The sequence below is a fragment of the Neorhizobium alkalisoli genome, from assembly GCF_002968635.1.
In the GTDB taxonomy this organism is placed as follows: Bacteria; Pseudomonadota; Alphaproteobacteria; order Rhizobiales; family Rhizobiaceae; genus Neorhizobium; species Neorhizobium alkalisoli.
The window spans coordinates 210,804-233,065 of the sequence record NZ_PVBN01000007.1 but is presented as its reverse complement, the minus strand read 5'-3'; the positions used below and the strand labels follow the sequence as shown (position 1 = coordinate 233,065).

At 60.1% G+C, this 22,262-nt stretch carries 10 protein-coding genes; 3 read left to right on the top strand and 7 right to left on the bottom strand.

What is annotated here, in order from left to right; genetic code table 11:
• The first annotated feature begins 14 nt into the window (after positions 1–14).
• A complete protein-coding gene (locus C5L13_RS17135; RefSeq protein ID WP_342588184.1) occupies positions 15–632 on the top strand; it encodes a LysE family translocator in 618 nt (205 codons plus the stop codon).
• 38 nt (positions 633–670) lie between these two features.
• Here C5L13_RS17135 and C5L13_RS17130 read toward each other — a convergent pair whose 3' ends face one another.
• The 5 genes from C5L13_RS17130 to C5L13_RS17110 form a co-directional block, all read right to left on the bottom strand.
• Positions 671–1,330: an OmpA family protein gene (locus tag C5L13_RS17130; protein ID WP_105384501.1), complete on the bottom strand. Its 660-nt coding sequence runs from the start codon at positions 1,328–1,330 to the stop codon at positions 671–673.
• A 177-nt stretch (positions 1,331–1,507) separates the two neighbouring features.
• The gene (gene ispG / locus C5L13_RS17125; RefSeq protein WP_105384500.1) at positions 1,508–2,758 is read right to left on the bottom strand and encodes a flavodoxin-dependent (E)-4-hydroxy-3-methylbut-2-enyl-diphosphate synthase; all 1,251 of its coding nucleotides are present in this window, start codon (positions 2,756–2,758) and stop codon (positions 1,508–1,510) included.
• A gap of 125 nt (positions 2,759–2,883) precedes the next feature.
• Complete coding sequence (locus tag C5L13_RS17120) at positions 2,884–4,074, bottom strand: MFS transporter (protein ID WP_105384499.1); 1,191 nt, start codon at positions 4,072–4,074, stop codon at positions 2,884–2,886.
• A 215-nt stretch (positions 4,075–4,289) separates the two neighbouring features.
• Positions 4,290–7,751: a pyruvate carboxylase gene (pyc, locus tag C5L13_RS17115; RefSeq protein ID WP_105384498.1), complete on the bottom strand. Its 3,462-nt coding sequence runs from the start codon at positions 7,749–7,751 to the stop codon at positions 4,290–4,292.
• A 129-nt stretch (positions 7,752–7,880) separates the two neighbouring features.
• Positions 7,881–8,621: a LuxR family transcriptional regulator gene (locus C5L13_RS17110; RefSeq protein ID WP_105384497.1), complete on the bottom strand. Its 741-nt coding sequence runs from the start codon at positions 8,619–8,621 to the stop codon at positions 7,881–7,883.
• A 303-nt stretch (positions 8,622–8,924) separates the two neighbouring features.
• Here C5L13_RS17110 and C5L13_RS17105 point away from each other — a divergent pair, with 303 nt between their 5' ends.
• Positions 8,925–10,694: a glucan ABC transporter ATP-binding protein/ permease gene (locus C5L13_RS17105; protein ID WP_105384496.1), complete on the top strand. Its 1,770-nt coding sequence runs from the start codon at positions 8,925–8,927 to the stop codon at positions 10,692–10,694.
• An 81-nt stretch (positions 10,695–10,775) separates the two neighbouring features.
• Here the strand turns inward: C5L13_RS17105 and C5L13_RS17100 are convergent, their stop codons facing one another.
• Entirely contained in the window at positions 10,776–19,274 is an 8,499-nt protein-coding gene (locus C5L13_RS17100; protein WP_105384495.1) for a GH36-type glycosyl hydrolase domain-containing protein, read from the bottom strand.
• Positions 19,275–19,683: 409 nt separating this feature from the next.
• On the opposite strand from C5L13_RS17100, the gene C5L13_RS17095 reads away from it, so the two are divergent.
• Positions 19,684–20,847 carry a M20 aminoacylase family protein gene (locus tag C5L13_RS17095; RefSeq protein ID WP_245571314.1) on the top strand — a complete coding sequence of 388 codons (1,164 nt, stop codon included), beginning with the start codon at positions 19,684–19,686 and terminating at the stop codon, positions 20,845–20,847.
• 376 nt (positions 20,848–21,223) lie between these two features.
• On the opposite strand, the gene C5L13_RS17085 is transcribed toward C5L13_RS17095, so the two are convergent.
• The gene (locus tag C5L13_RS17085) at positions 21,224–22,207 is read right to left on the bottom strand and encodes a threonine ammonia-lyase (protein WP_105384493.1); all 984 of its coding nucleotides are present in this window, start codon (positions 22,205–22,207) and stop codon (positions 21,224–21,226) included.
• Positions 22,208–22,262 lie beyond the last annotated feature (55 nt).

Here is a 22,262-nt window from a genome sequence, read left to right as displayed (position 1 = left end):
CCTGGGGGAAAATCTTGCCCGATATCCTGATCTATATGTGGCCTGCCTATGTCGCCTATATCATCAACGTCGTAAGCCCCGGCCCGGCTAATTTTGCAATCATCGGCGCCTCGATCTCGCAAGGCCGGCGCGCCGGGTTGATCACCGCACTCGGTATCGGCTGCGGTTCGTTCACCTGGGCCTGCGCAGCAGCGCTCGGCCTTGCGGCGCTGCTGCGCAACTATGCGATCGCGCTGGAAATCTTGAAGGTCCTCGGGGGACTTTACCTGATCTATCTCGCCTGGAAGGCCTATAAGTCCGCACGCCTGCCGGATGAGGAAGCCGCGATCGGCAACCTCCGGACGGACTATACGGCGCGCCAGCTCTGGTTGCGCGGTTACATGATCCACTTGACCAATCCGAAGGCGATCTTTGCCTGGCTGGCGATCATTTCGCTCGGTCTGCCGGAAAACGCGCCGGTCTCGGCAATCGTCCTGATCATCGCCATCTGCATGACGTCCAGCCTGACGGTCTTCACCACCTATGCGATGGTATTTTCCACATCCCACGCGTTGCGGAGCTACAGGAGCGCGCACGCTGGATCGAAGGCACAATGGCCGTCTTCTATAGCGTCGCCGGGTTTAAGCTTCTGACGAGCCGCATCTGAGCAGCTCGTCAGGATTCTCAAAAATCAGCCCTGGGTGATCGGAGCGATCGCCACTTCGACGCGGCGGTTCTGCGCGCGGCCGTCCGGGGTCGCGTTGGAAGCAACCGGTTGCGACGGACCAAAGCCCATCGTCGACATGCGACGCTGGTCGACTCCGCGGCCTCCCAGATAGTTGGCGACCGACGCGGCACGACGTTCAGACAGCCCCTGGTTATGCGCAAGGCTGCCGGTCGAATCCGTGTGACCGTTCACGTCGATCAAGGTGCGATTGAACTTGTTGAGCACGATCGCGACGGAATCGAGCGTCCTGTAGAACGGCGGGATCACCTGGTCCTGATCGGTCGCAAAAGTGATGTTGGACGGCATGTTGAGGATGATGCGGTCGCCGACGCGCGTCACGGAAACGCCCGTGCCCTGAAGCTCGGCACGCAGTTCCGCTTCCTGATTGTCCATATAGGCGCCAATCCCGCCCCCGGCCAGCGCACCGATACCGGCGCCGATCAGAGCGTTGCGGCCCGCATGGCGTCCGCCCGTCAACCCGCCGGCGAGCGCCCCGAGGCCAGCGCCGATCGCGGCACCACCAGCTGTGTTGGAAACCTTCTGTTCCCCCGTGTACGGATCGGTCGTGGTGCAGGCAGAGAGATAGGTCGCGCAAAGTGCGACGATTGCGATTTTCTTAAGCATGAAGTTGAAGTCCCCGTCGTCAATGGTGACATCTCATTTACCACGAATTGCGGCAATAGCGAGGACAGGCTTTGGCACTCCGGAGCCCTTTTTGTCGGTGGCTGGCATTCTCGATGCAGGCTCACTCGTTCGCGACCGCATTGAGCTTGGCCCGACATAGCCTCCAGGGCAGATAAACTACTCCGCCGCCGAGCGGTGCCCGAAGCGCTGTTCGATATACTCGATCACGAGTTTCTCGAAATCGGCGGCAATGTTCGGGCCGCGCAGCGTCATGGCCTTCTGGCCGTCGATGAAAACCGGGGCCGCCGGTGTTTCGCCGGTGCCGGGTAGCGAAATGCCGATATCGGCATGCTTGCTTTCGCCAGGCCCGTTGACGATACAGCCCATGACCGCGACGTTGAGCGCTTCGACGCCCGGATATTTCTCGCGCCAGACCGGCATGTTCTTGCGCAGGTCGTTCTGGATGTTCTGGGCGAGTTCCTGGAAGACCGTCGAGGTGGTCCGCCCGCAACCGGGACAGGCGGCGACAACGGGTACGAACTGGCGAAAACCCATGACCTGCAGCAGTTCCTGCGCCACCTGCACCTCGCGGGTGCGGTCACCGTTTGGCTCCGGCGTCAGCGAAACGCGGATCGTGTCGCCGATCCCGTGCTGCAGCACATAACCCATGGCCGCAGACGAGGCGACGATGCCCTTCGATCCCATGCCGGCTTCGGTCAGGCCGAGATGCAGGGCATGGTTGGAGCGCTCGGCAAGCATGGAATAGACCGCAATCAGATCCTGCACCTGGCTGACCTTGGCCGACAGGATGATACGGTTGCGCGGCAGACCGATCTGCTCGGCGAGCTCGGCGGAAATCAGCGCCGACTGGACGATCGCCTCGTGCATGACCTGCCTGGCCGACAACGGCGAACCGGCTGCCGCATTGCGGTCCATCAGCGTGGTCAGGAGATCCTGGTCGAGTGAACCCCAGTTGACGCCGATGCGCACCGGCTTATCGTAACGGATCGCCATCTCGATGATGTCACCGAACTGCTTGTCTTTTTTGTCCTTGAAACCGACATTGCCCGGATTGATGCGGTATTTGGCCAGCGCCTCGGCGCAGGCGGGATGATCCGCCAGCAACTTATGGCCGATATAATGGAAATCGCCGACGAGCGGCACGTCCATGCCGAGACGCAGCAGCCGCTCGCGAATCTTCGGGACGGCAGCGGCGCTCTCGTCGCGATCGACTGTGATACGGACGATTTCGGACCCGGCCTTGTAGAGTGCGGCGACCTGCGCCACCGTCGCATCGATATCCGCCGTATCGGTGTTGGTCATGGACTGGACAACGACCGGGGCGCCTCCGCCGACGATGACGCCACCGACATCGACCGCAACGGCGGCGCGGCGCGGCTTGGGATCGTATTCGACAGGTGAAGACATGGCGTATCTCGTTGCCTAGGCTGTTGGAGCGCCTTTCAGGTGGCGTATGGCTGGCTGCTTGTCAACCGGTACGACACTCAGTTTATCTCGTACCGCGCCATGCAGCCAGCCGCACGACTGCGCCCCTAGTGATGGGCGTTGTCCGCGTGCCGGGCGAGCGGGGACAGGAACAGCGCCACGACGAGCAGCACCGAGAGACCGACGAAGATCATTGCAAGGCCGGTATGTTCCGCGACGACGCCGATCGCTGAGGGCGCCACCAGGATACCCGAATAGCCCATGGTCGTAACCACGGAGAGACCGACGCCGGCGGCCATCCCAGGCAGATTGCCTGCCGCGGAAAAGGCGATCGGCACGATATTGGAGATCCCAATGCCTGTCAGCGCAAAGCCGACAATCGCCATGGCGGAGTTTTCGGCAAAGCCAATCAGCAGAAGCCCCAGGATTGCGATCACGCAACAGACGCGCAAAGTCCTCACCGCGCCGAAGCGGTCGCGTATAAGATCACCGGCAAAGCGCATGACTGCCATGGTCAGCGAGAAGGCTGCGAAGGCAAAACCTGAAAGCGTGACGGAAGCCGCCAGTTCGTTCCGCAGATAAAGTGCGCCCCAATCCAGGATTGCGCCCTCCGGGATCATGCAGAACAGCGCCATGATGCCGATCAGCCACGGCAGAGGTGAACGCGGCAGCCGGTTGCCGCCATGCTTGTGTTCATCCGGATGCGGCGCATCGTGAAGCACCACCCGCCATGCGACCACGATCATCAGCACAGCCAGGAGAGTGACGAGAATCGCGTGAGCCGATACGCCGATATACTCGATAAGGAAGCCGCCGGTCGAGGAGCCGATCAGGCCGCCGAGGCTCCAGAAGGCGTGGCAGGAGGACATGATGGCCCGCCGCATATGTTTCTCAACCGCCACTGCATTGGCATTCATCGCGACATCCATCGCGCCGATCAAACCGCCGAACAGGAAGATGGCGACGGCACCGGTCCAGATACTGCCGACCCAGGTCAGCAACAGCAGCGTCGGCGTCAGGAGCACCGCCGTCCATTTCGAAACCTGGCTCGATCCGAAGCGGGCGATCTGGCTGCCGGCGAGGGGCATCATGACGAGGGAACCGAGCCCAAATGTCAGGATCATCAGACCAAGCGCGCTTTCGTTCAGACCGAGACGGGTCGCAAATTCAGGAATTTTCGGAGCCCAGGCACCGACCATGAAGCCATTCATCAGGAACAGCAAAGCGACGCCAATCCTTTCGCGGGTGATAAAATTCCGAGACTGAGCAACAGGGCTACCAGATGCGCGAGTATCCATAAATCCAATCCTCAATGGTTGTCGCGACAATATTTAAATCGATTGAAATCGCAATGGCGCAACGGCGGCCTGTGTCTCACAAATTATGTGCGAACGAAACCCGCGACGATCCAAAAGGTTCTCGGACTGGCGGCCCCGATAAAAGGAACAGAGGCGCAAGCCCGAAGACTGGCGCCTCTGATATATCAGGCCTTAGGAAATAGCGGCGGCGAAAGTCAGCCGCCGTAGACGATCAGCAGGTCCTTTGCGTCGATCTGGTCCCCGGCTTTGACGAGGACTTCGGAGACGGTTCCATCCTTTTCGGCATGGAGCGCGGTTTCCATCTTCATCGCTTCGATGGAGAGCAGCACGTCGCCGGCCTTGACCGACTGGCCGGCGGAGACGGCGACCGTGGAGATCACGCCAGGCATCGGCGCACCGAGATGCAGACCATTCCCGAGCTCGGCCTTGCGGCGGATCGCGCCTCCGGATGCACCATGCGCCCGGTCCGGCACCTTGATGCGGCGCGGCTGGCCGTTCAACTCGAAGAAGGCTGTCACCATGCCCTGCGCGTCGGTGGCGCTCATCGCCTGGTTGACGATGACCAGCGTCTTGCCCTTCTCGATATCGGCAAACAGTTCCTCGCCGTCCTTCAGCCCGTAGAAATAGGCAGGCGTCGGCAGGACGGAAACCGGTCCATAGGTATCGACGGCAAAAGCGAAGTCGGTAAAGACCTTGGGATACATGAGATAGGAGGCAAACTCGAAGTCGTCGACTTTCCGGCCGAGCTTCTCCTCGATAACCTTGCGTTCCGCGTCGAGATCGGCTTCCGCAAGCAGGGAGCCCGGACGTGCCGTATAGGGCTCTTCGCCTTTCAGCGCCTTCTTCTGCAGCGCCTCCGGCCAACCGGACGGCGGCTGGCCGAGATCACCTTTCAGCATCGAAACGACCGATTCCGGAAATGCGATGTCCTTCGCCGGATTTTCGACATCGGCCACCGTCAGGTCCTGGGAAACCATCATCAGGGCCATGTCGCCGACGACCTTGGAAGATGGCGTCACCTTGACGATGTCGCCGAACATCTGGTTCACGTCCGCATAGGTCTGGGCGACCTTGTGCCAGCGGGTGTCGAGGCCGAGCGAACGGGCCTGTTCCTTGAGATTGGTGAACTGGCCGCCCGGCATCTCGTGGAGATAGACCTCCGAAGCTGGTCCCTTGAGATCGCTTTCGAAGGCTGCGTATTGGCCGCGCACGGCCTCCCAGTAGAAGGAGATGCGACGGATCCATTCCGGATCAAGCCCCGGGTCGCGCTCGGTGCCGGACAGCGCCTCGACGATCGAACCGAGGCAAGGCTGCGACGTATTGCCGGACAGTGCGTCCATGGCCGCATCGACGACGTCGACGCCCGCATCGACTGCTGCGAGCACGGTGGCAGCAGATATGCCGGACGTATCATGCGTATGAAAGTGGATCGGTAGGCTGGTGGCTTCGCGGAGCGCCTTGAACAGGACGCGAGCGGCGGCAGGTTTCAGCAGGCCCGCCATATCCTTCAGCGCGATGATATGTGCGCCCGCCTTTTCCAGCTCCTCGGCCAGAGCAACGTAATATTTGAGATCGTATTTCGGGCGGGCAGAATTCAGGAGATCGCCCGTATAGCAGATCGCCGCCTCGCAGAGCCTATTCTCCTCGTTGATCGCATCCATCGAGACGCGCATGTTCTCGACCCAGTTCAGGCAGTCGAAAACGCGGAAGAGATCGACGCCACCCTTCGCCGCCTGACGCACAAAATATTTGACGACGTTATCGGGATAGTTCTTGTAACCGACGCCGTTGGCGCCGCGTAAAAGCATCTGCAGGAGGAGGTTCGGCGCACCTTCGCGGATCAGCGCCAGCCGCTCCCAGGGGTCCTCAGTCAGGAACCGCATCGAGACGTCGAAAGTCGCCCCGCCCCAGCATTCCAGCGAAAAGAGGTTGGGCAGCGCGCGCGCATAAACACTGGCAACGCGGGCAATGTCATAGGTGCGCATCCGGGTCGCGAGCAGCGACTGATGCCCGTCTCGCATCGTCGTGTCGGTCACCAGCACGCGCTGTTCATTGCGCATCCATTCGGCGAACTGCTTCGGACCAAGGGCGTCGAGACGTTGCTTCGTGCCGTCAGGGATAGCACCGTTGATATAGGGTATGATCGGCTTTGCCATCTGTTCGGAAGGCACGGGCCGGCCCTTGGTTTCAGGGTGCCCGTTCACCGTTACGTCGGCGAGATAGGTCAGGAGCTTGGTTGCGCGGTCCTGCCGTTTCACCTGCTCGAAGAGTTCAGGTGTCGTGTCGATGAACCGCGTCGTATAGGAATTGTCGCGGAACTTCGGGTGGCCGATGATCGCTTCGAGGAAGGTCAGGTTGGTCGCAACGCCACGAATTCGGAACTCGCGCAGCGCCCGGTCCATGCGGCTGATTGCTTCTTCCGGCTTGGGAGCCCAGGCCGTCACCTTGACCAGCAGCGGGTCATAGAAGCGCGTGATGATCGCGCCGGAATAGGATGTGCCGCCATCGAGGCGGATGCCGAAGCCCGAGGCCGAGCGATAGGCGGTGATACGGCCATAGTCGGGGATGAAGTTATGCTCCGGATCTTCCGTGGTGATACGGCACTGGAGCGCGTGACCGTTGAGGCGGATATTCTCCTGGGCCGGAACACCCGATTCTGGCGTTCCGATCGCAAAACCTTCCAGGATATGAATCTGTGCCTTGACGATATCGATGCCGGTGACGACTTCGGTCACCGTATGCTCGACCTGGATACGCGGATTGACCTCGATGAAGTAGAATTTGCCCGTATCGGCATCCATAAGGTACTCGACCGTGCCGGCGCCGATATAGTTCGTCGCCTCGGCGATCTTCAGCGAGTAGTCGGCCAGTTCCTGGCGCTGCGCTTCGGAGAGATAAGGTGCCGGCGCCCGCTCGACGACCTTCTGGTTGCGCCTCTGGATCGAGCAGTCACGTTCGAAAAGATGCACAGCATTGCCGTGGGTATCGCCGAGGATCTGGCTCTCCACATGGCGCGCGCGCTCAACGAGCTTTTCCAGATAGACCTCGTCCTTGCCGAAAGCGGCCATCGCCTCGCGCTTGGCTTCCGTCACTTCCTTGGCGAGATCAGTCTCGGAACGAATAACGCGCATGCCGCGCCCGCCGCCGCCCCAGGAGGCCTTCAGCATCACGGGATAGCCGATCGTCGCTGCCATCCTGGCCACTTCCGCCAGGTCATCCGGCAGAGGCTCCGTTGCCGGAACGACAGGCACACCGACCGAAATCGCCAGATTGCGGGCAGCGACCTTGTTGCCGAGCTGGCGCATCGTATCCGCCCTCGGACCGATGAACGTGATGCCGGCCGCATCGCAGGCTTCGACAAATTCCGGACTTTCCGACAGGAGCCCATATCCGGGATGAATGGCGTCCGCGCCGGACAATTTGGCCACGCGGATAATTTCGGGAATCGATAGATAGCTTTCGATCGGTCCCATATCTCGGGAAAGATGCGGACCGCGGCCGACCTGATAACTTTCGTCGGCCTTGAAACGGTGCAGCGAAAGCTTGTCTTCCTCCGCCCAGATCGCAACCGTCTTAATGCCCAGTTCATTCGCAGCCCGAAAAACGCGGATCGCGATCTCCGAGCGGTTGGCAACGAGAATCTTCGAAATCGGCAAAACGGACCTCCCCAGGCGCCATCGAAATGCTGCACTGCGAAGAACCCATATCGCCTTAATCGGCCCAGTGCAATTTCTTAGCAAGTCCTAGGATAAATTAATGTCATAATCTGGTCATCAAGCCGCTGCTCAGGTCACCAATCCCATGCGGAAGGCGGACGCAACGACATGCTGGCGGTTCTTTGCCTGCAGCTTCTCTTGCAGGCCGTTGATATACCAGTCGACGGTATGGCTGGATATCTCGAGTGACTTGGCAATCTCGTTGGAGGTCAACCCTTCCGCGAGCAATCCGACGACTTCCATTTCTCGACGCGTGAGTTGGGTATCGACCGGTGCAGCGGCCTCGAGCGCTGTCGCCTCACCCCGCATCTCCATAAAGCGCCAGAAAACCTTTTTCGCTGCCGCATCGAAAAGCGCCATCTCGGCAGGCGAAAGATCGACGGGGCGGCCACCGACCGACATGGTTCCCAGAATGCCGTTGCGGCCATGGACCGGAAAGATATAGCCGTCCTGCAAACCGTAGCGGATCCCTTCCTGCATCATTCGTTGCATACGCTGCCGGTGCGGATCGTTCCTCAGCGTAAAAAGCGCGTCGCGCCAGCGGAACGGCCTTTGCGCAATGCTCAACATCCGGATGGTTGGGTCAATGAGAACGTATCTGCGGGTGACATAGACCTGCGGCCAGCCCTCGGGCCAGCGGCCAGCGAGCAGCAGGCTCATAGGGTTGTCATTGAGCCGGGGCTGTATCAGTACTCCATAATAGTCAAAGCCATAGGCCGATAGCAGGGATTCAAGCTGGGCCGTCAACTCCGCTTCAGCCTTGGTCTCGCCTGCCAGTACCAGGAGTTGTACGATCAGTTGAATGTTCAAGACTGCCCCCCGAAATGCCCATGGCGTCTTTTGTTTGCATGAAAATTCAGTTAATTCCCCGGGCCATAGTTGACTAGCATAGTTATCATTCGTTGAAGGTATACCGCAAAATTTAGCCCCTTGACGGCTCCAAATAAGATACCTTCGGGTCGATCAGAGTCAGTTTTGCAAAGATTTGCTGTATATGGAACATTTTGGACAGAAGGGCTATTAATCGCCCGGTTTCGTCGCGGAATTGCCGTTTCCGATCTTTAAGTATCAAACGGCCGCGACCGCGGTTCTATGTGAATGAGGTGGTATTCGTTGACGCTGTTTCAGGTTTATGCACGAGCACTAAAATATCTGGCGAAGAACAAATGGCGAGTCACTGCGGTGGTTATCGCCAACATCGTGCTCGCGGCCATTACCATCGCCGAGCCAATCCTCTTCGGCCGAATCATCGACGCCATTTCGTCGGGCGGCAACGTAACCCCGGTGTTGATGCTTTGGGCTGGATTCGGTGTTTTCAATACGATCGCGTACGTGCTTGTTGCGCGGGAGGCTGACCGGCTCGCTCACGGTCGCCGCGCGTCCCTGCTGACGGAAGCCTTCGGGCGGATCATCTCCATGCCGCTCGCCTGGCACAGCCAGCGCGGCACGTCGCATGCTCTGCACACCCTGCTGCGTGCTGCCGAAAGCCTGTTCGGCTTGTGGCTCGAATTCATGCGCACGCATCTCGCCACGGCCGTCGCTTTGGCTCTTCTGATTCCGACGGCGATCTCCATGGATTGGCGGCTCAGCATCGTGCTTCTGGTACTGAGCATTCTCTACTGGATCATCGGCGTGTCGGTGATGAACCGTACCAAGGAAGGGCAAGCTTCCGTCGAAAGCCACTATCACACGGTCTTTTCCCATGTGAGCGACGCCATCAGCAACGTCTCGGTGCTGCACAGCTACAACCGGATCGAGGCAGAAACCAAGGCGTTGAAGGACTACACCAAAGACCTGCTCGCCGCCCAATATCCGGTGCTCGATTGGTGGGCGCTTGCCAGTGCGTTGAATCGCACGGCTTCGACAGTATCGATGGGCGTTATTCTGGTGATCGGCACCGTGCTCGTCCAAGAGGGTGAACTGCGTGTCGGCGACGTCGTAGCCTTTATCGGCTTTGCAAATCTTCTCATCGGGCGCCTCGATCTTCTGCGCCAGTTCGCCACTCAGATTTTTGAAGCGCGGGCCAAGCTCGAAGACTTCTTCGCGCTCGAGGATTCCGTCGAGGAACGCGCCGAGCCTGTCGATGCCGGCGAACTCTCCAACGTTCGAGGCGAGGTGGAATTCCGAAACGTCTCCTTCGGCTTCGCCAGCACGAGCCAGGGGGTGCATAACATCTCCTTCACCGCAAATGCCGGGGAGACGTTGGCGATCGTCGGCCCGACAGGTGCCGGCAAGACGACCCTCATCAACCTCCTACAGCGGGTCTACGACCCCCAGGAAGGCAAGATCCTTATCGACGGCACCGATATCAGCAAGATAACGCGCAAATCGCTTCGCCAGTCCATTGCCACCGTATTCCAGGACGCGGGACTGCTGAACCGCTCCATTAGCGAGAATATTCGTCTCGGGCGCGAGGGCGCCACCGAAGAGGATATAGCAAGAGCGGCAGAAGCGGCGGCGGCAACGGAGTTCATCGAAAGCCGGCTGGTCGGCTACGAAACTTCGGTCGGGGAGCGTGGCAATCGCCTTTCGGGCGGCGAACGTCAGCGTATCGCCATTGCCCGTGCAATCCTCAAGAACGCGCCCATCCTGGTGCTCGACGAGGCAACCAGTGCACTGGACGTGGAAACCGAGGCCCGCGTAAAAGCTGCGATCGATAGGCTGCGCCAGGACCGTACCACCTTTATCATCGCCCATCGGCTCTCGACCGTTCGCGACGCCAACAAGGTGATCTTCCTCGACAATGGCCGGATCGTCGAGATGGGCACGTATGACGAGCTCAGCCAGAGCGGCGGGCGTTTTGCCTCGCTTCTCAAGGCCAGCGGCATTCTCAACGATGACCAGGAGAAACAGGCCGAAGGGCCGCTGCCGCAAACGGCTTGAGCCATAGCGGACTGCGCGAAAAAGCCCGCCGCCATTTCCATTGGCAGCGGGCTTTTTTGTGGGCTCGTAGCGGGCGTGTTCTCAGCTGGCGGGTTCGGGCAGCTTCTTTGCCGACGATCTCTCAAGTAGGAAACCCTCAGCTTCGCTGACAGCCTGTCCGTTGATGGTCACCTTGCCGTCTTCCACCGCGATCCTATGCGCGACTTCATCAATGGTGATTTCGGCGGTGAAGCCGTGCCAGCCCGTCGGCAGTACGGGGTTCACGAACAACCGGTCACCTTGGCGCCGGATGCCGAGGATACCCTCGACCGCCGCACGATAGAGCCAGCCGGCCGAACCCGTATACCAGCTCCAGCCGCCTCTGCCGGTGTAGGAGCCGTGACCGTAGACGTCGGCGGCGACGATATAGGGCTCGACGCGGTAGGTTTCAGCCGCCTCGCGGCTGAGCGCATGATTGATCGGATTGAGGATCTGGAAGCATTTCCAGGCATCGTCACCCCGCTTCAGTGCAGCTAGAGCCAGCACCACCCAGATCGCCGCATGGGTATACTGACCGCCGTTTTCGCGGACGCCGGGCGGATAGGCGCGGATATAGCCCGGATCCTTGCGCGTTTCCTGGAAAGGCGGCGTGAAGAGGCGGATGATCCCTGCCTGTTCGTCGACAAGCTTTTCGAGAACGGCATTCATGGCTTGGCCTGCTCGCTCGGGATCGCCCTCCCCCGAAAGCACGCTCCAGGACTGCGCCAGCGAATCGATCCGGCATTCGTCGCTCGAGCTTGAGCCAAGCGGTGAACCATCGTCGAAGTAGCCGCGACGGTAATAGCTTCCGTCCCAGCCCGCTTTCTCCAACGCCTGTTTCAGATTTTCCAGATGCGCCGTCCAGCTTTCGACACGCGGCCTGTCGTTCCGCTCGGAAGCGTATGGCAGGAAGTTCCGCAAGGCGCTCGCCAGGAACCAGCCGAGCCAGACGCTCATACCGCGGCCGCCGATACCGACACGGTTCATGCCGTCGTTCCAGTCGCCGCCGAGGATCAAGGGCAAGCCTTTTTCTCCGGTCCGCGTGACGGCAATATCCAGAGCCTTGGCGGCGTGTTCGTAAACGGTAGCCGTTTCTGCGGATATCTCCGGTTTGAAGAACGAGTCGTGCTTGTGTTTTTCGAGAACCGGACCGTCCAGGAAAGCAATCGGTTCGTCCAGAAGCGATTTGTCGCCTGTCGCCGAGACATATTGGTGCGCCGCATAGGCCAGCCAGACCACATCGTCGGAGATCATCGTGCGGACGCCTGCGCCCGAATTCGGCAACCACCAGTGCTGCACGTCGCCTTCGCGGAACTGGCGCGAAGCGGCGTGAATGATTTGATGGCGTGCCAGCGATGGCTCCTGCACGAGGAAGGCCAAGGTGTCCTGTAGCTGGTCGCGGAAACCGTAGGCCCCGGACGACTGATAGAAGGCGGTGCGCGCCATGATCCGGCAGCCGAGCGCCTGATAGGGCAGCCAATGGTTGACCAGATTGTCGAGGGACTTGTCCGGCGTGGAAATCTTGAGGCGGCCGGTAAAGCCCTTCCAGAACTCGCGGTTTTTCTCGAGAGCCGTGTTGAAATCCTCGGCCCGCAGTTCGGCGACGAGCGCCTGAGCCTCTTCCTGGGTTTCCGCATCGCCCAGGAAGAAGGTTATCTTTTTCTCTTCGCCAGGCGCCAGCTCGAGATCATAGGCGAGTGCTGCGCACGGATCGCCATCGAGGTCGAGTGAGCCGCTGAGCGCGGAAGCGGACACGACTGCGGCAGGCAGCTGCACCGAACCGAAGCGGCCGATGAACTCGCGCCGGCTGGTCGTAAAGCCGGATGGCATCTCCCGCATCGCCATGAACGCGAAGCGGCGATGATCGATGCTGTAAGGATTCGTGGCAAAGAGAGTGCCGGCTTCCTCGTCACGCGTCGACAGAATGAACGGGATAGTCCGCGCAGAGTTACTGCCCAGCAGCCATTCCGCATATCCGTACACACGCAGCCTGCGAACTTCGGAACCGATGTTGCGAAGGAAGAGCGACGTGAGCTTTGCCGATCGCGTGCGGTCAACCGTCTGCGTCAGTTCGAGTTTCAAACCGTTGTCTTCGGTCGCAAACACCGAATAGCCGAGCCCGTGTCGAGCTTCGAATTTTACTTCCGGTTTGCGCGACAGAGCCGCGAACGGCGTCGATACTGCACCGCTATCCTGATCGCAGACGTAGAAAGCCTCGCCCGGTCGGTTGATGACCGGATCGTTGCTCCATGGCGTAAGCTGATAGTCGCGAGAGTTTCGGGCCCAAGTGAAACCCGCCCCTTCTGCGGACACATGGAAGCCGAACTTCTCGTTCGAGATCACGTTGATCCACGGTTGCGGGGTCGCCTGCCCGCCTCTCAGGCGGATGACATACTCGCTGCCATCCTTCGAGAAACCGCCGTATCCGTTCCAGAATTCCAGATCGGCGGGTGCCTCGGCCTCGGTGAGCGGCTGGAAGACTTCGCCGTTCAGCAGCGGACGCCGGTCGATCTCGATCACCTGATCCTTGGCGGGTGCGAAAATCGACGCCGTACGGTTGAGCTGATCGCTGATCTTGCCGTTGCGCGCATGCAGAACCACTCGCGAAGCGGCCACAAGGCCTTCCGACGCCGTTTCGTCCAGGATGTCCCGGCGAAGCGAGAAAACATGCTGACGCTGACCTTCCTGCTGACCAAGGCGGCGGGCATTCTCCGATAGATACTCGATCGCGTGCTGCATTTCCTGCGCATAGGAGGCTGCGCGCTCGTTGAAGATCACCAAGTCCGAGATGACGCCACGCGAACGCAGGTATTCCTGAGCGCTCATCGCTTCCTTCGCCACCGCCATATCGGCATCGTCATTGATGCGCAGCGTGAAGATCGGGAAATCGCCCGAGATCGCCGCAGGCCAGAGTGACGATTGTGGCTGCATTGCAGCCTGGATCGTCGCCTGGTCCGCCCGAAGCTGCATATCGGGATAGATGAGGTAACGCGCCAGATGCTGGAATGCCGCCGCATCCTGGGACGAAACGCCGAGATGGCGCATCTGCACCTGCGTGCGGGTCCAGGCCTGCGTCAGTTCCGCCTGGAAAGCGTCCGGATGACGGTACCGCTCGATCGCCTGGTCGAGTTCCTCACGCTTGGGGGCGGCGATCGTCCAGAAGATGACGCTCACCTTCTTGCCCGCCGGAACCCGCACGACGCGGCGCAGCGACAGAATCGGGTCGAGCGTAAAGCCGTCCGTTCCAGAAAGCGTCGCGCCGGGATCAAAGGCGGCCGCTTCTGCAAGTGTGCGACCACGACCGAGGAACTTCCGGCGGTCGGTCTCGAACTCCGTGGGCCGTGCAGACCCCGCATTGTCGGCAGCAAGATGTGCAATCACCATGTCGGGATCATTGGGATTGCGCTTGTTGCGCCAAGCCCGGATCACATCGCCGCGTTTGCCGATCTCGGTACGGACAAACATCCGCGAAAAGACCGGGTGGGCATTGTCGTCGTCTTCTGACGACAGCACCGGCTCCATATAGGAGGTGACCTCGATGAAGCGGTCTTCCGTGCCCATATTCAGCAAGGTCAGGCGGCGACCTTCCGCATCGTGCTCGGTAGCGACGATGCACTCCACGGTGCTCGTGAAATCGCCGATGGTCTTGTGGAACTCAGCGCGCTCGTCGCTGAAGATCGCTTTGGTCGTCTCGCCCTCCACACGACGGGGCTCGGACGTTGCCGACCACCATTCGCCGGTCGCGGTGTCGCGAAGGAACAGAAATTGCCCCCATCGATCCTCCGTGGGATCCGGCTTCCACCTGGCAACAGACATGCCGTTCCAGCGGGAATAACCGGAGCCGGTTGCAGTGAGCATCACCGAATAGTGGCCGTTCGACAGAAGGACCAGTTCGCGGTCCTTGGTCGCCGGATTGGTGATCGTGCGGATTTCCGAACGCAGCAACTCGCCCTGTCCCTTGCCTGGCGTCTCCTCGTGCTTCGCACTCATGACCGGAATGTCGCGCGGAGCCTTCTCCTGAAGAAGGAGTTCGGCGGCCTCGATCACCGGATCGGAGTGGAAGAATTCGCGTAGCAGGCCGTTCATCACCACATTGGCGATCGCAGCGATCGACATGCCGTGATGATGTGCGTAGTAGTTGTATACCACAGCGCAACGCTGCCCCTCCGGAACACGGGTCGGGGTAAAGTCGACGGCGTCGTGGAAGCCGAACATGCCGAGCGCGCCGAGGGAGCGCAGTTCCGCCAGGTTTTCAGCCGCCGAGATCGGATCGTACTGGCTGGCGAGGATCGAGGCATAGGGGGCGATTACGGCATTCTGGCCGAGCCCCCGCTTGAGGCCGAGCGTCGGCACACCGAAGTTTGTGTACTGATAGTTGAACAGATGGTCGCGGGCGTTGAAGGCGGCTTCCGAAATGCCCCATGGCGTGCCGAGCCGCTTGCCGTGGTTCATCTGCTCCTTGACCACGAGATTGTTGGTCTGGTTCAGGATGCCCCCTTGCCGCTCCTGCATGACGAGCGGCGGCATCAGATATTCGAACATCGAGCCCGACCAGGAGACCAGGGCGCCCTGCGCACCGATCGGGACGACCTGACGACCCAGGCGATACCAGTGTTCCGTCGGCAGGTCGCCCTTGGCGATCGCAAACAGGCTGGTCAGGCGGCATTCGGACGCGAGCAGGTCGTAGCAGGCTTCGTCCAGCTCGTTGCTGTCGACGCGGTATCCGATCGAAAGCAGCCGGCGTTCCTTGCGGAACAGGAAGCTGAAGTCCATCGAGAACGCGATCGTCCGGGCACGATCCCGCAGGGCAACCAGCCGCTCGCGCAGCGATTCGATATTGGAATTGTCAAAGACGTTGTCGGCGATATGCGCCTCGCAGACATATACGAGGGATGCCGACCAGCGGGTCACTTCGTCGCTCTGAACCGACCGGACCTCGTGATCGAGATTGGCCGCTAGTTTCTGGATTTCTCGCGCCAGAACCGTCAGGTTGATGATGCGGATCGATGCAAACTCGTGCTCCCGTTTGACGGCGGCAAGCGCGTTGCCGAAGCCGGCGATGCGCTCCTCGAGCCGACGGCGCAACGGGCGTACCGTCTTGCGGTCATCTGGCAGGGCGCTCAGCGTCTCGGCGAGGATCCCCGCGACATCGCCGATGCCATCGAGATTGCCCTGCAGGTGAGCCGAGGGCGCTTCGGCCCATATGCGGCAGGCGGACGAGATCGCGATCAGATGACCGGCAAGATTGCCGCTGTCGACGGCGGAGATATAAGGCTGGCCGAGCGGCTTCAACGTATCGCTGTGATACCAGTTGTAGAGGTGGCCGCGGAACTTCTCCATTTTTTCGATCGTCGAGATCGTCTGCTCGAGGCGCTCGATCGTATCGGTGAAGCTGATCCAGCCGAAATGACGCGCAGAGATCGTCGACAGCAGGTAGACGCCGATATTGGTGGGCGAGGTGCGTTTGGCGATGATCGGCTCAGGGCGTTCCTGGAAATTGTCCGGCGGCAGATAGTTCTGTTCGAGCGTTACGAAGGTCTCGAAATACCGCCATGTGCGGCGGGCGATCTTGCGCAGTTCAACGGACACCGAATCCGGAACGAAGAGACGATCTTCCGTTTCCGCCGACTGGCTGACATACCACGCAACGAGCGGCGAAAAGATCCACAGCACGGCGAAAGGAATGCCCACCAGAAACGCGTTGTCGCCGGGCAGAGCCGAAAGGATGATGCTCAGAACAGCAATCGTGGGGGCATGCCACATCGCGCGATAATAGTCCTGCGGGCTACCCTGGGCGCTCGACTGGATCGATGCGGCCGTACGCCATTCCAGCATCAGCTTGCGGCTGAAGAACAACCGGTAGAGCGAGCGGGCGATCGCGTCCGTCATGATGCAGGCGGTATCGGCAATGAAGACGACGCGAAGTGCGACCTGCGCGTTGGCCGAACGCATATCCGACCAGAGCGAATAGAAATGTGCACCAGGCACGATATCCGTCGAGCGCGGCAGCAGGCCGGTCACCAGAGAGAGCGTCGGCGCAACGAAGAGCAAGAAAATCAGCAGGATCTGCCAGATCAGCGCGCCGAGCGGATCCATGAAGTACCAGCCGAGAACCGAGGCGAAGAACCAGGCGATCGGGGTAAGCGAGCGGCGCAGATTGTCGATCATCTTCCAGCGGCCGAGCGCCGTGACGCCCCGCGTCGGATCGAGAATGTAGGACAGCAATTGCCAGTCGCCGCGCGCCCAGCGATGCTGGCGAGAAACCTCCACCTCGTACCGAACCGGGAAATCCTCGACCAGTTCGATGTCGGTGATGAGGGCGCAGCGGGCAAACGAGCCTTCCAGGAGGTCGTGCGAGAGGACGGAGTTTTCATCGATCCGACCTTTGAGCGACGCTTCGAAAGCATCGACGTGATAGAGACCTTTACCGGTAAAGGTGCCCTCGCCGGTGAGATCCTGATACACATCGGATACCGTGAAAACATAGGGATCGAGGCCACGGCCGACCGAGAAGACGCGCTGGAAGACGGACGCCTCTTTGCCGGTCGTCAGCGATGGCGTGACACGCGGCTGCATCAGGCCGTAACCATGGATCACGCGATTGCTCTTCGGATCGAGCACCGGCCGGTTGATCGGATGATGCATTTTGCCGACGAGCTTCGTCACCGCATCTCGCATCAGGCGGGTATCGGCGTCGAGTGTCATGACGTACTGGACGTCCGCGGGCACCATGTTGGCACCCGGCAGATAGGTCGTATCCTGGTCGCCGCGAAGCAGCAGGTTCAGTTCGTGCAGCTTTCCGCGCTTGCGCTCCCAGCCCATCCACGCGCCTTCGTTGGGATTGAAGAGGCGGCGCCGGTGCAGGAGATAGAAACGTGTCTTGCCGTCATGAGCATATTTGGCGCTGAGAGAAGCAATCTCACGTTTGGCATAGTCGAGGATTTCCAGATCGGCATCCGTCTCCTCGAGCTTGCTGTCGCGCCAGTCGCTCAGCAGCGAGAAATAGATTTCGCCACGCGGATTGGCGAGGTAGTGAACTTCGAGATTGCGGACGAGTTCGTCGACCGTGTCGCGGTCGGTGATCAGGCACGGCACGGCGACGAGCGTTCTCGCATCGTCGGGAATGCCTTCCTTGAACTCATAGCCGACAAGGCGCGCCGGACGGACCACATAGGTCACGAGGGTATTGAACAGGCCGGTCGCACCTTCCGACGCAGGCAGGGCGAACATCAGCAGGAAGAAGAAGACCACCGGCAGCGGCATATCCGACTGCACGAGGAACCAGCCGGCAATTGCCATCGCCAGCACGGTCAACAGTATGACGGGGCCGGCGATCGCAAACCAGTTGAGCCGCCGGACAAGACGAACTGTCTGCTGAACGAAAAGCGGCTTGTAACCAACCGCTGCTTCCAGCTCCCTGCGCCGACGGCCGACGATGAAGGCACCGATATTGCTTTCGCGCGGATCGTCACTGTCCTGGGCTGATTGCTCTGCAAGGCTGATGGCCGCCTTGGCGACCTCGCTTTCGCTCCTGCGGGAACGGCGGGCGATCTGTTCGATGCGGTTTCGATAGGCATTGCGCGAACCGAAATCGAGGGCTTCGTAGTCGGTACGGTCTCGGAAGATCTTGTCGATCTGCGAAACTTCTTCGAACCAGACGCTCCACTCCGTATCATCGATGTGGCGCAGGCTCTTGATGATATTGCCCATCGTCACATTGCCGGACGAAAGCCGGTTCTGTTCGGCGAGCATTACCTCTTCGACATCGGTGCCCGCCTGCTCGAGCCGCTGCTCCAGCCAGGTGACCGCAAAACCGGAGGACTGGGAGGCATTCCGCAGACGATAGAGAAACTGAGTGATGAACGTATTGTCGCTGGTGAGCCCTTCAATGCTTTTGAGCACATCTGCGCTGGCGGCTTCGTCGTTCAGCCGTATGACCTCGTCGGCAACATCGTTTGCACGGCGACGCATGTTGCGTGAACGGTCGACGCGAGTGGCGATACGGCGAAGGTTTTCGATGAGAACAAAGCGGATGAAGGACGGCAGAGCCCAGAGTTCGCCGATCTCGAGCGGCTCTTCGACCTGGAACCCCTCGACCATGGCGGCCAGAGCATCCTGGGAAACGCTGCTGTGAGTGTGGGCGACATAGAGCCACGCCACCGCAAGCACGCGTGGTATCTCTTGTCCCGCAACCGTCATCGTCGGGAGCTGGCGATAGAATTTCTTCGGAAAGTCTCGGCGGACTTCCTGGATCGCTTCTTCCACAATGTAATAGTTGTCGAGCAGCCACTCCGCGGCGGGCGTGATCGATGCCCCGGCATCCACATCCGTGGCGGTTGCGCGGTAGACACGGAAGATTTCCTTCTCGTTCTCCTGATGACGCTTGAAGAAATCGAACTCGAGGAAACCGGGCAGGCTGGAAGTGCCCTCCTTGCCGAGCTTTTCGCCGCACTCCCTTAACGCATCGATATTGAAATAGGTCGAGCGGATCGAATCGTTGTGATCGATCTGCTTGGCTTCGGTGTCGCGCGGGGAAGCTGGCTGCGGATTCTGAAAGGACATGGACACGGGCTTCTGAGTGAGGAAACTCTAGGGGTTCGTCGGCCTCGCCTTACTCGGCCTGCATTGGAAGCGCCAGTCATCATTTTGATTATGGTGACTGGCCCGACGCAAATCGGCGAAGAGGGGAAATAGAGGGCAGTAACGATATTGCAAATAACTGTCCAAAATCTATTGCCCGCTTTTGGCGGATTAACACATAAACGCCTCTAACCGCGCAAGCCTGAATGAAAGCTGAACAACAGCAGGGCTTTGATAAGACGGAAGATTCACCTTCGGCGGCGACGATGGCCCGCCCACACGAAATGTGATCGGAAACCGGGTTACGCCGGCAAGGCGGCGCTGCTATCCATGTCGGGCGGAAGGTGTCTCGACCACCACAGACAAACCGAGCGAAGGCAGTGTTTTGGCGATGACGGTACAATTTTCGAACTACATGGCCGAAGTGGTGGCAACCCGCCGCTATCTTCATCAGCATCCGGAACTGGGGCTTTCAGAATTCAACACGTCCGATTTCGTGGCCCGGCAGCTCACCGAATTCGGCTACGAGGTCACGCGCGGCCTCGCTCAGACCGGACTTGTGGCCACGTTGAAAAACGGGACCAGCAACCGGTCGGTCGGTATTCGCGCGGATATCGACGCATTGCCGATCGAAGAAGAGACGGGTGCGGAATACGCGAGCAAGAACAAAGGCCTGATGCATGCCTGCGGCCATGACGGCCACACGGCCATGCTACTCGGCGCCGCCAGGATTCTCGCTGAACGAAGAAGCTTCGACGGCACGGTCCATCTGATTTTTCAACCGGCCGAGGAAAATTTCGCCGGTGCGAAACTGATGATCGAGGACGGCCTGTTCGACCGCTTCCCATGCGATGCCGTCTTCGGCCTTCACAACGACCCTACCTTGCCGTTCGGAAAGATCGTCGTGAAGGAGGGGCCTATATTGGCCGCTGCCGACGAATGTCATATCGTCATCAACGGGCGGGGCGGCCACGGCGCGGAGCCTCAATCGACATCCGACCCGATCGTCTGCGGCGCAAGCATCATCATGGCCCTCCAGACCATCACCTCCCGAAACATCCATCCGCTTGATCCGGTGGTTGTCACCGTCGGCTCTTTCCGCGGCGGTATGGCGAGCAACGTGATCCCGGAACGCGCCGAGATGCGGCTAACGATCCGCTCTTATGATCCTGCAGTGCGCGACAGGTTGGAGGAACGCGTCCGCATGATAGCCGAAGGCCAGGCTGCCAGCTTCGGCATGACGGTCACGATCGACTACGAGCGTGGTTACGACGCGACGATCAACCACAAAGTCGAAACCGACTTTGTCCGCGAACTGGCAAAAGGGATCCTCGGAGAAGAGAATGTCGATGACCTGGAAAGGACATCGATGGGCAGCGAAGATTTTGGCTTCATGCTGAAAGAGCGTCCGGGCAGCTATTTCCTGTTGGGTACGAAACGGACCGACAACGACCCACCGCTGCACCACCCGCAATTCGATTTCAATGATGATGCGCTGCCGATCGGGACAAGTTTTTGGGTGGAACTCGCAGAAGCTTATCTGCCGGCGAAGTAGACCTTAAAAGCAAAACACCTCCCGAGCCGGCGGAGCGCGGGAGGTGCCGTGCGGTCTTGGGAGGACCGGAAGCTTACGGAAAAAGCCCGAGCACTACGGCGCCCACGAAAATGAAGGATGCCGAGACCAGGGCGGTATTGGCCGCCCACTGCCATTTGCTAACGCTGCGAACGGGAAAAGACCGTGTCTGATGCTGTAGCTGGCGCATGGATGCCTCCCGGGCTCTGGTGCCGCCCTTTGCGAGCGTTACCATATGCTATCTTATCTCGATAAACCCGATAGAGATAATGTTTCACGCAGCCATACGTTCCGTAGAAAATCGTTTTTTCTTAATGGCCATTCCTGGGAGTTAACGGTTTGTTATTTCCCAAGCCTCCTATCGCTTCTCAATAGCGCTCTGGTCGAGGGCCAACCGGAAGACATCGGGGTCGATATTCCCGCCCGAGCAAACAGCTATCACCGTTTCACCTAGCGTTTCGGCATGGAAAAGAGCCGCGGCCAAAGCCACGGCACCACCTGGTTCCACGACGATCTTCAGACGGTTGAAGGCGAGTGCCACCGCGTGAAGCGCTTCACTTTCCGGCACGACGAGCCCCGGACCACAAAGCCGCGACATGATTGGGAATGTGATCGCACCCGGCTGTGGTGTGATGATTGCGTCGCAGAGCGAGCCCGACTGGGCGGAATTACGTTCAATCCTCCCGGACACCAGGGAACGTGCGACATCGTCGAAACCTTCCGGCTCGCACGGATGCACCACGAAATCCGGCGCTTTCGCATTCAAGGCCAAGGAAATACCCGAAATGAACCCGCCACCGCCGGTCGGCACCAGCACATCGGCCTTCTCGATGCCGAGTTCTTTGGCCTGCTCGGCGATCTCCAATCCGGCAGTGCCCTGCCCAGCGATCACCAGCGGCTCGTCGAACGGCTTGATGAGGGTGAGCTGGCGCTCCCGCGACAGCCGCGCGCCGATAACATCGCGATCCTCGTTGGCGCGATCATAGAGCACGACCTCGGCGCCATAGGCGCGGGTGTTGTCGATCTTGATGCGCGGGGCATCGGAGGGCATGACGATGACGCTCGGGATGCCGTGTATCTTCGCCGCCAGCGCCACGCCTTGTGCATGATTGCCGGAAGAGAATGCGATAACGCCTTTGGCACGTACATCGGGGGCTAGAGCCGATATCGCCGACCAGGCCCCTCGAAACTTGAAGGAACCCGTGTGCTGCAGACATTCCGGCTTCACGAATATGCGTCGCCCCGCAATCTCGTCGAGAAACGGAGAAGACAGCAACGGCGTGCGGCGCACGTGCCCATCCAACCGGGCCCGCGCGGCTTCGATCATGCTGATATCGGTCATGTGGAAATTCCAAGGAAAGACGAAGCAGGTGCCGGCAGCCTATCGGCGCTTCGTC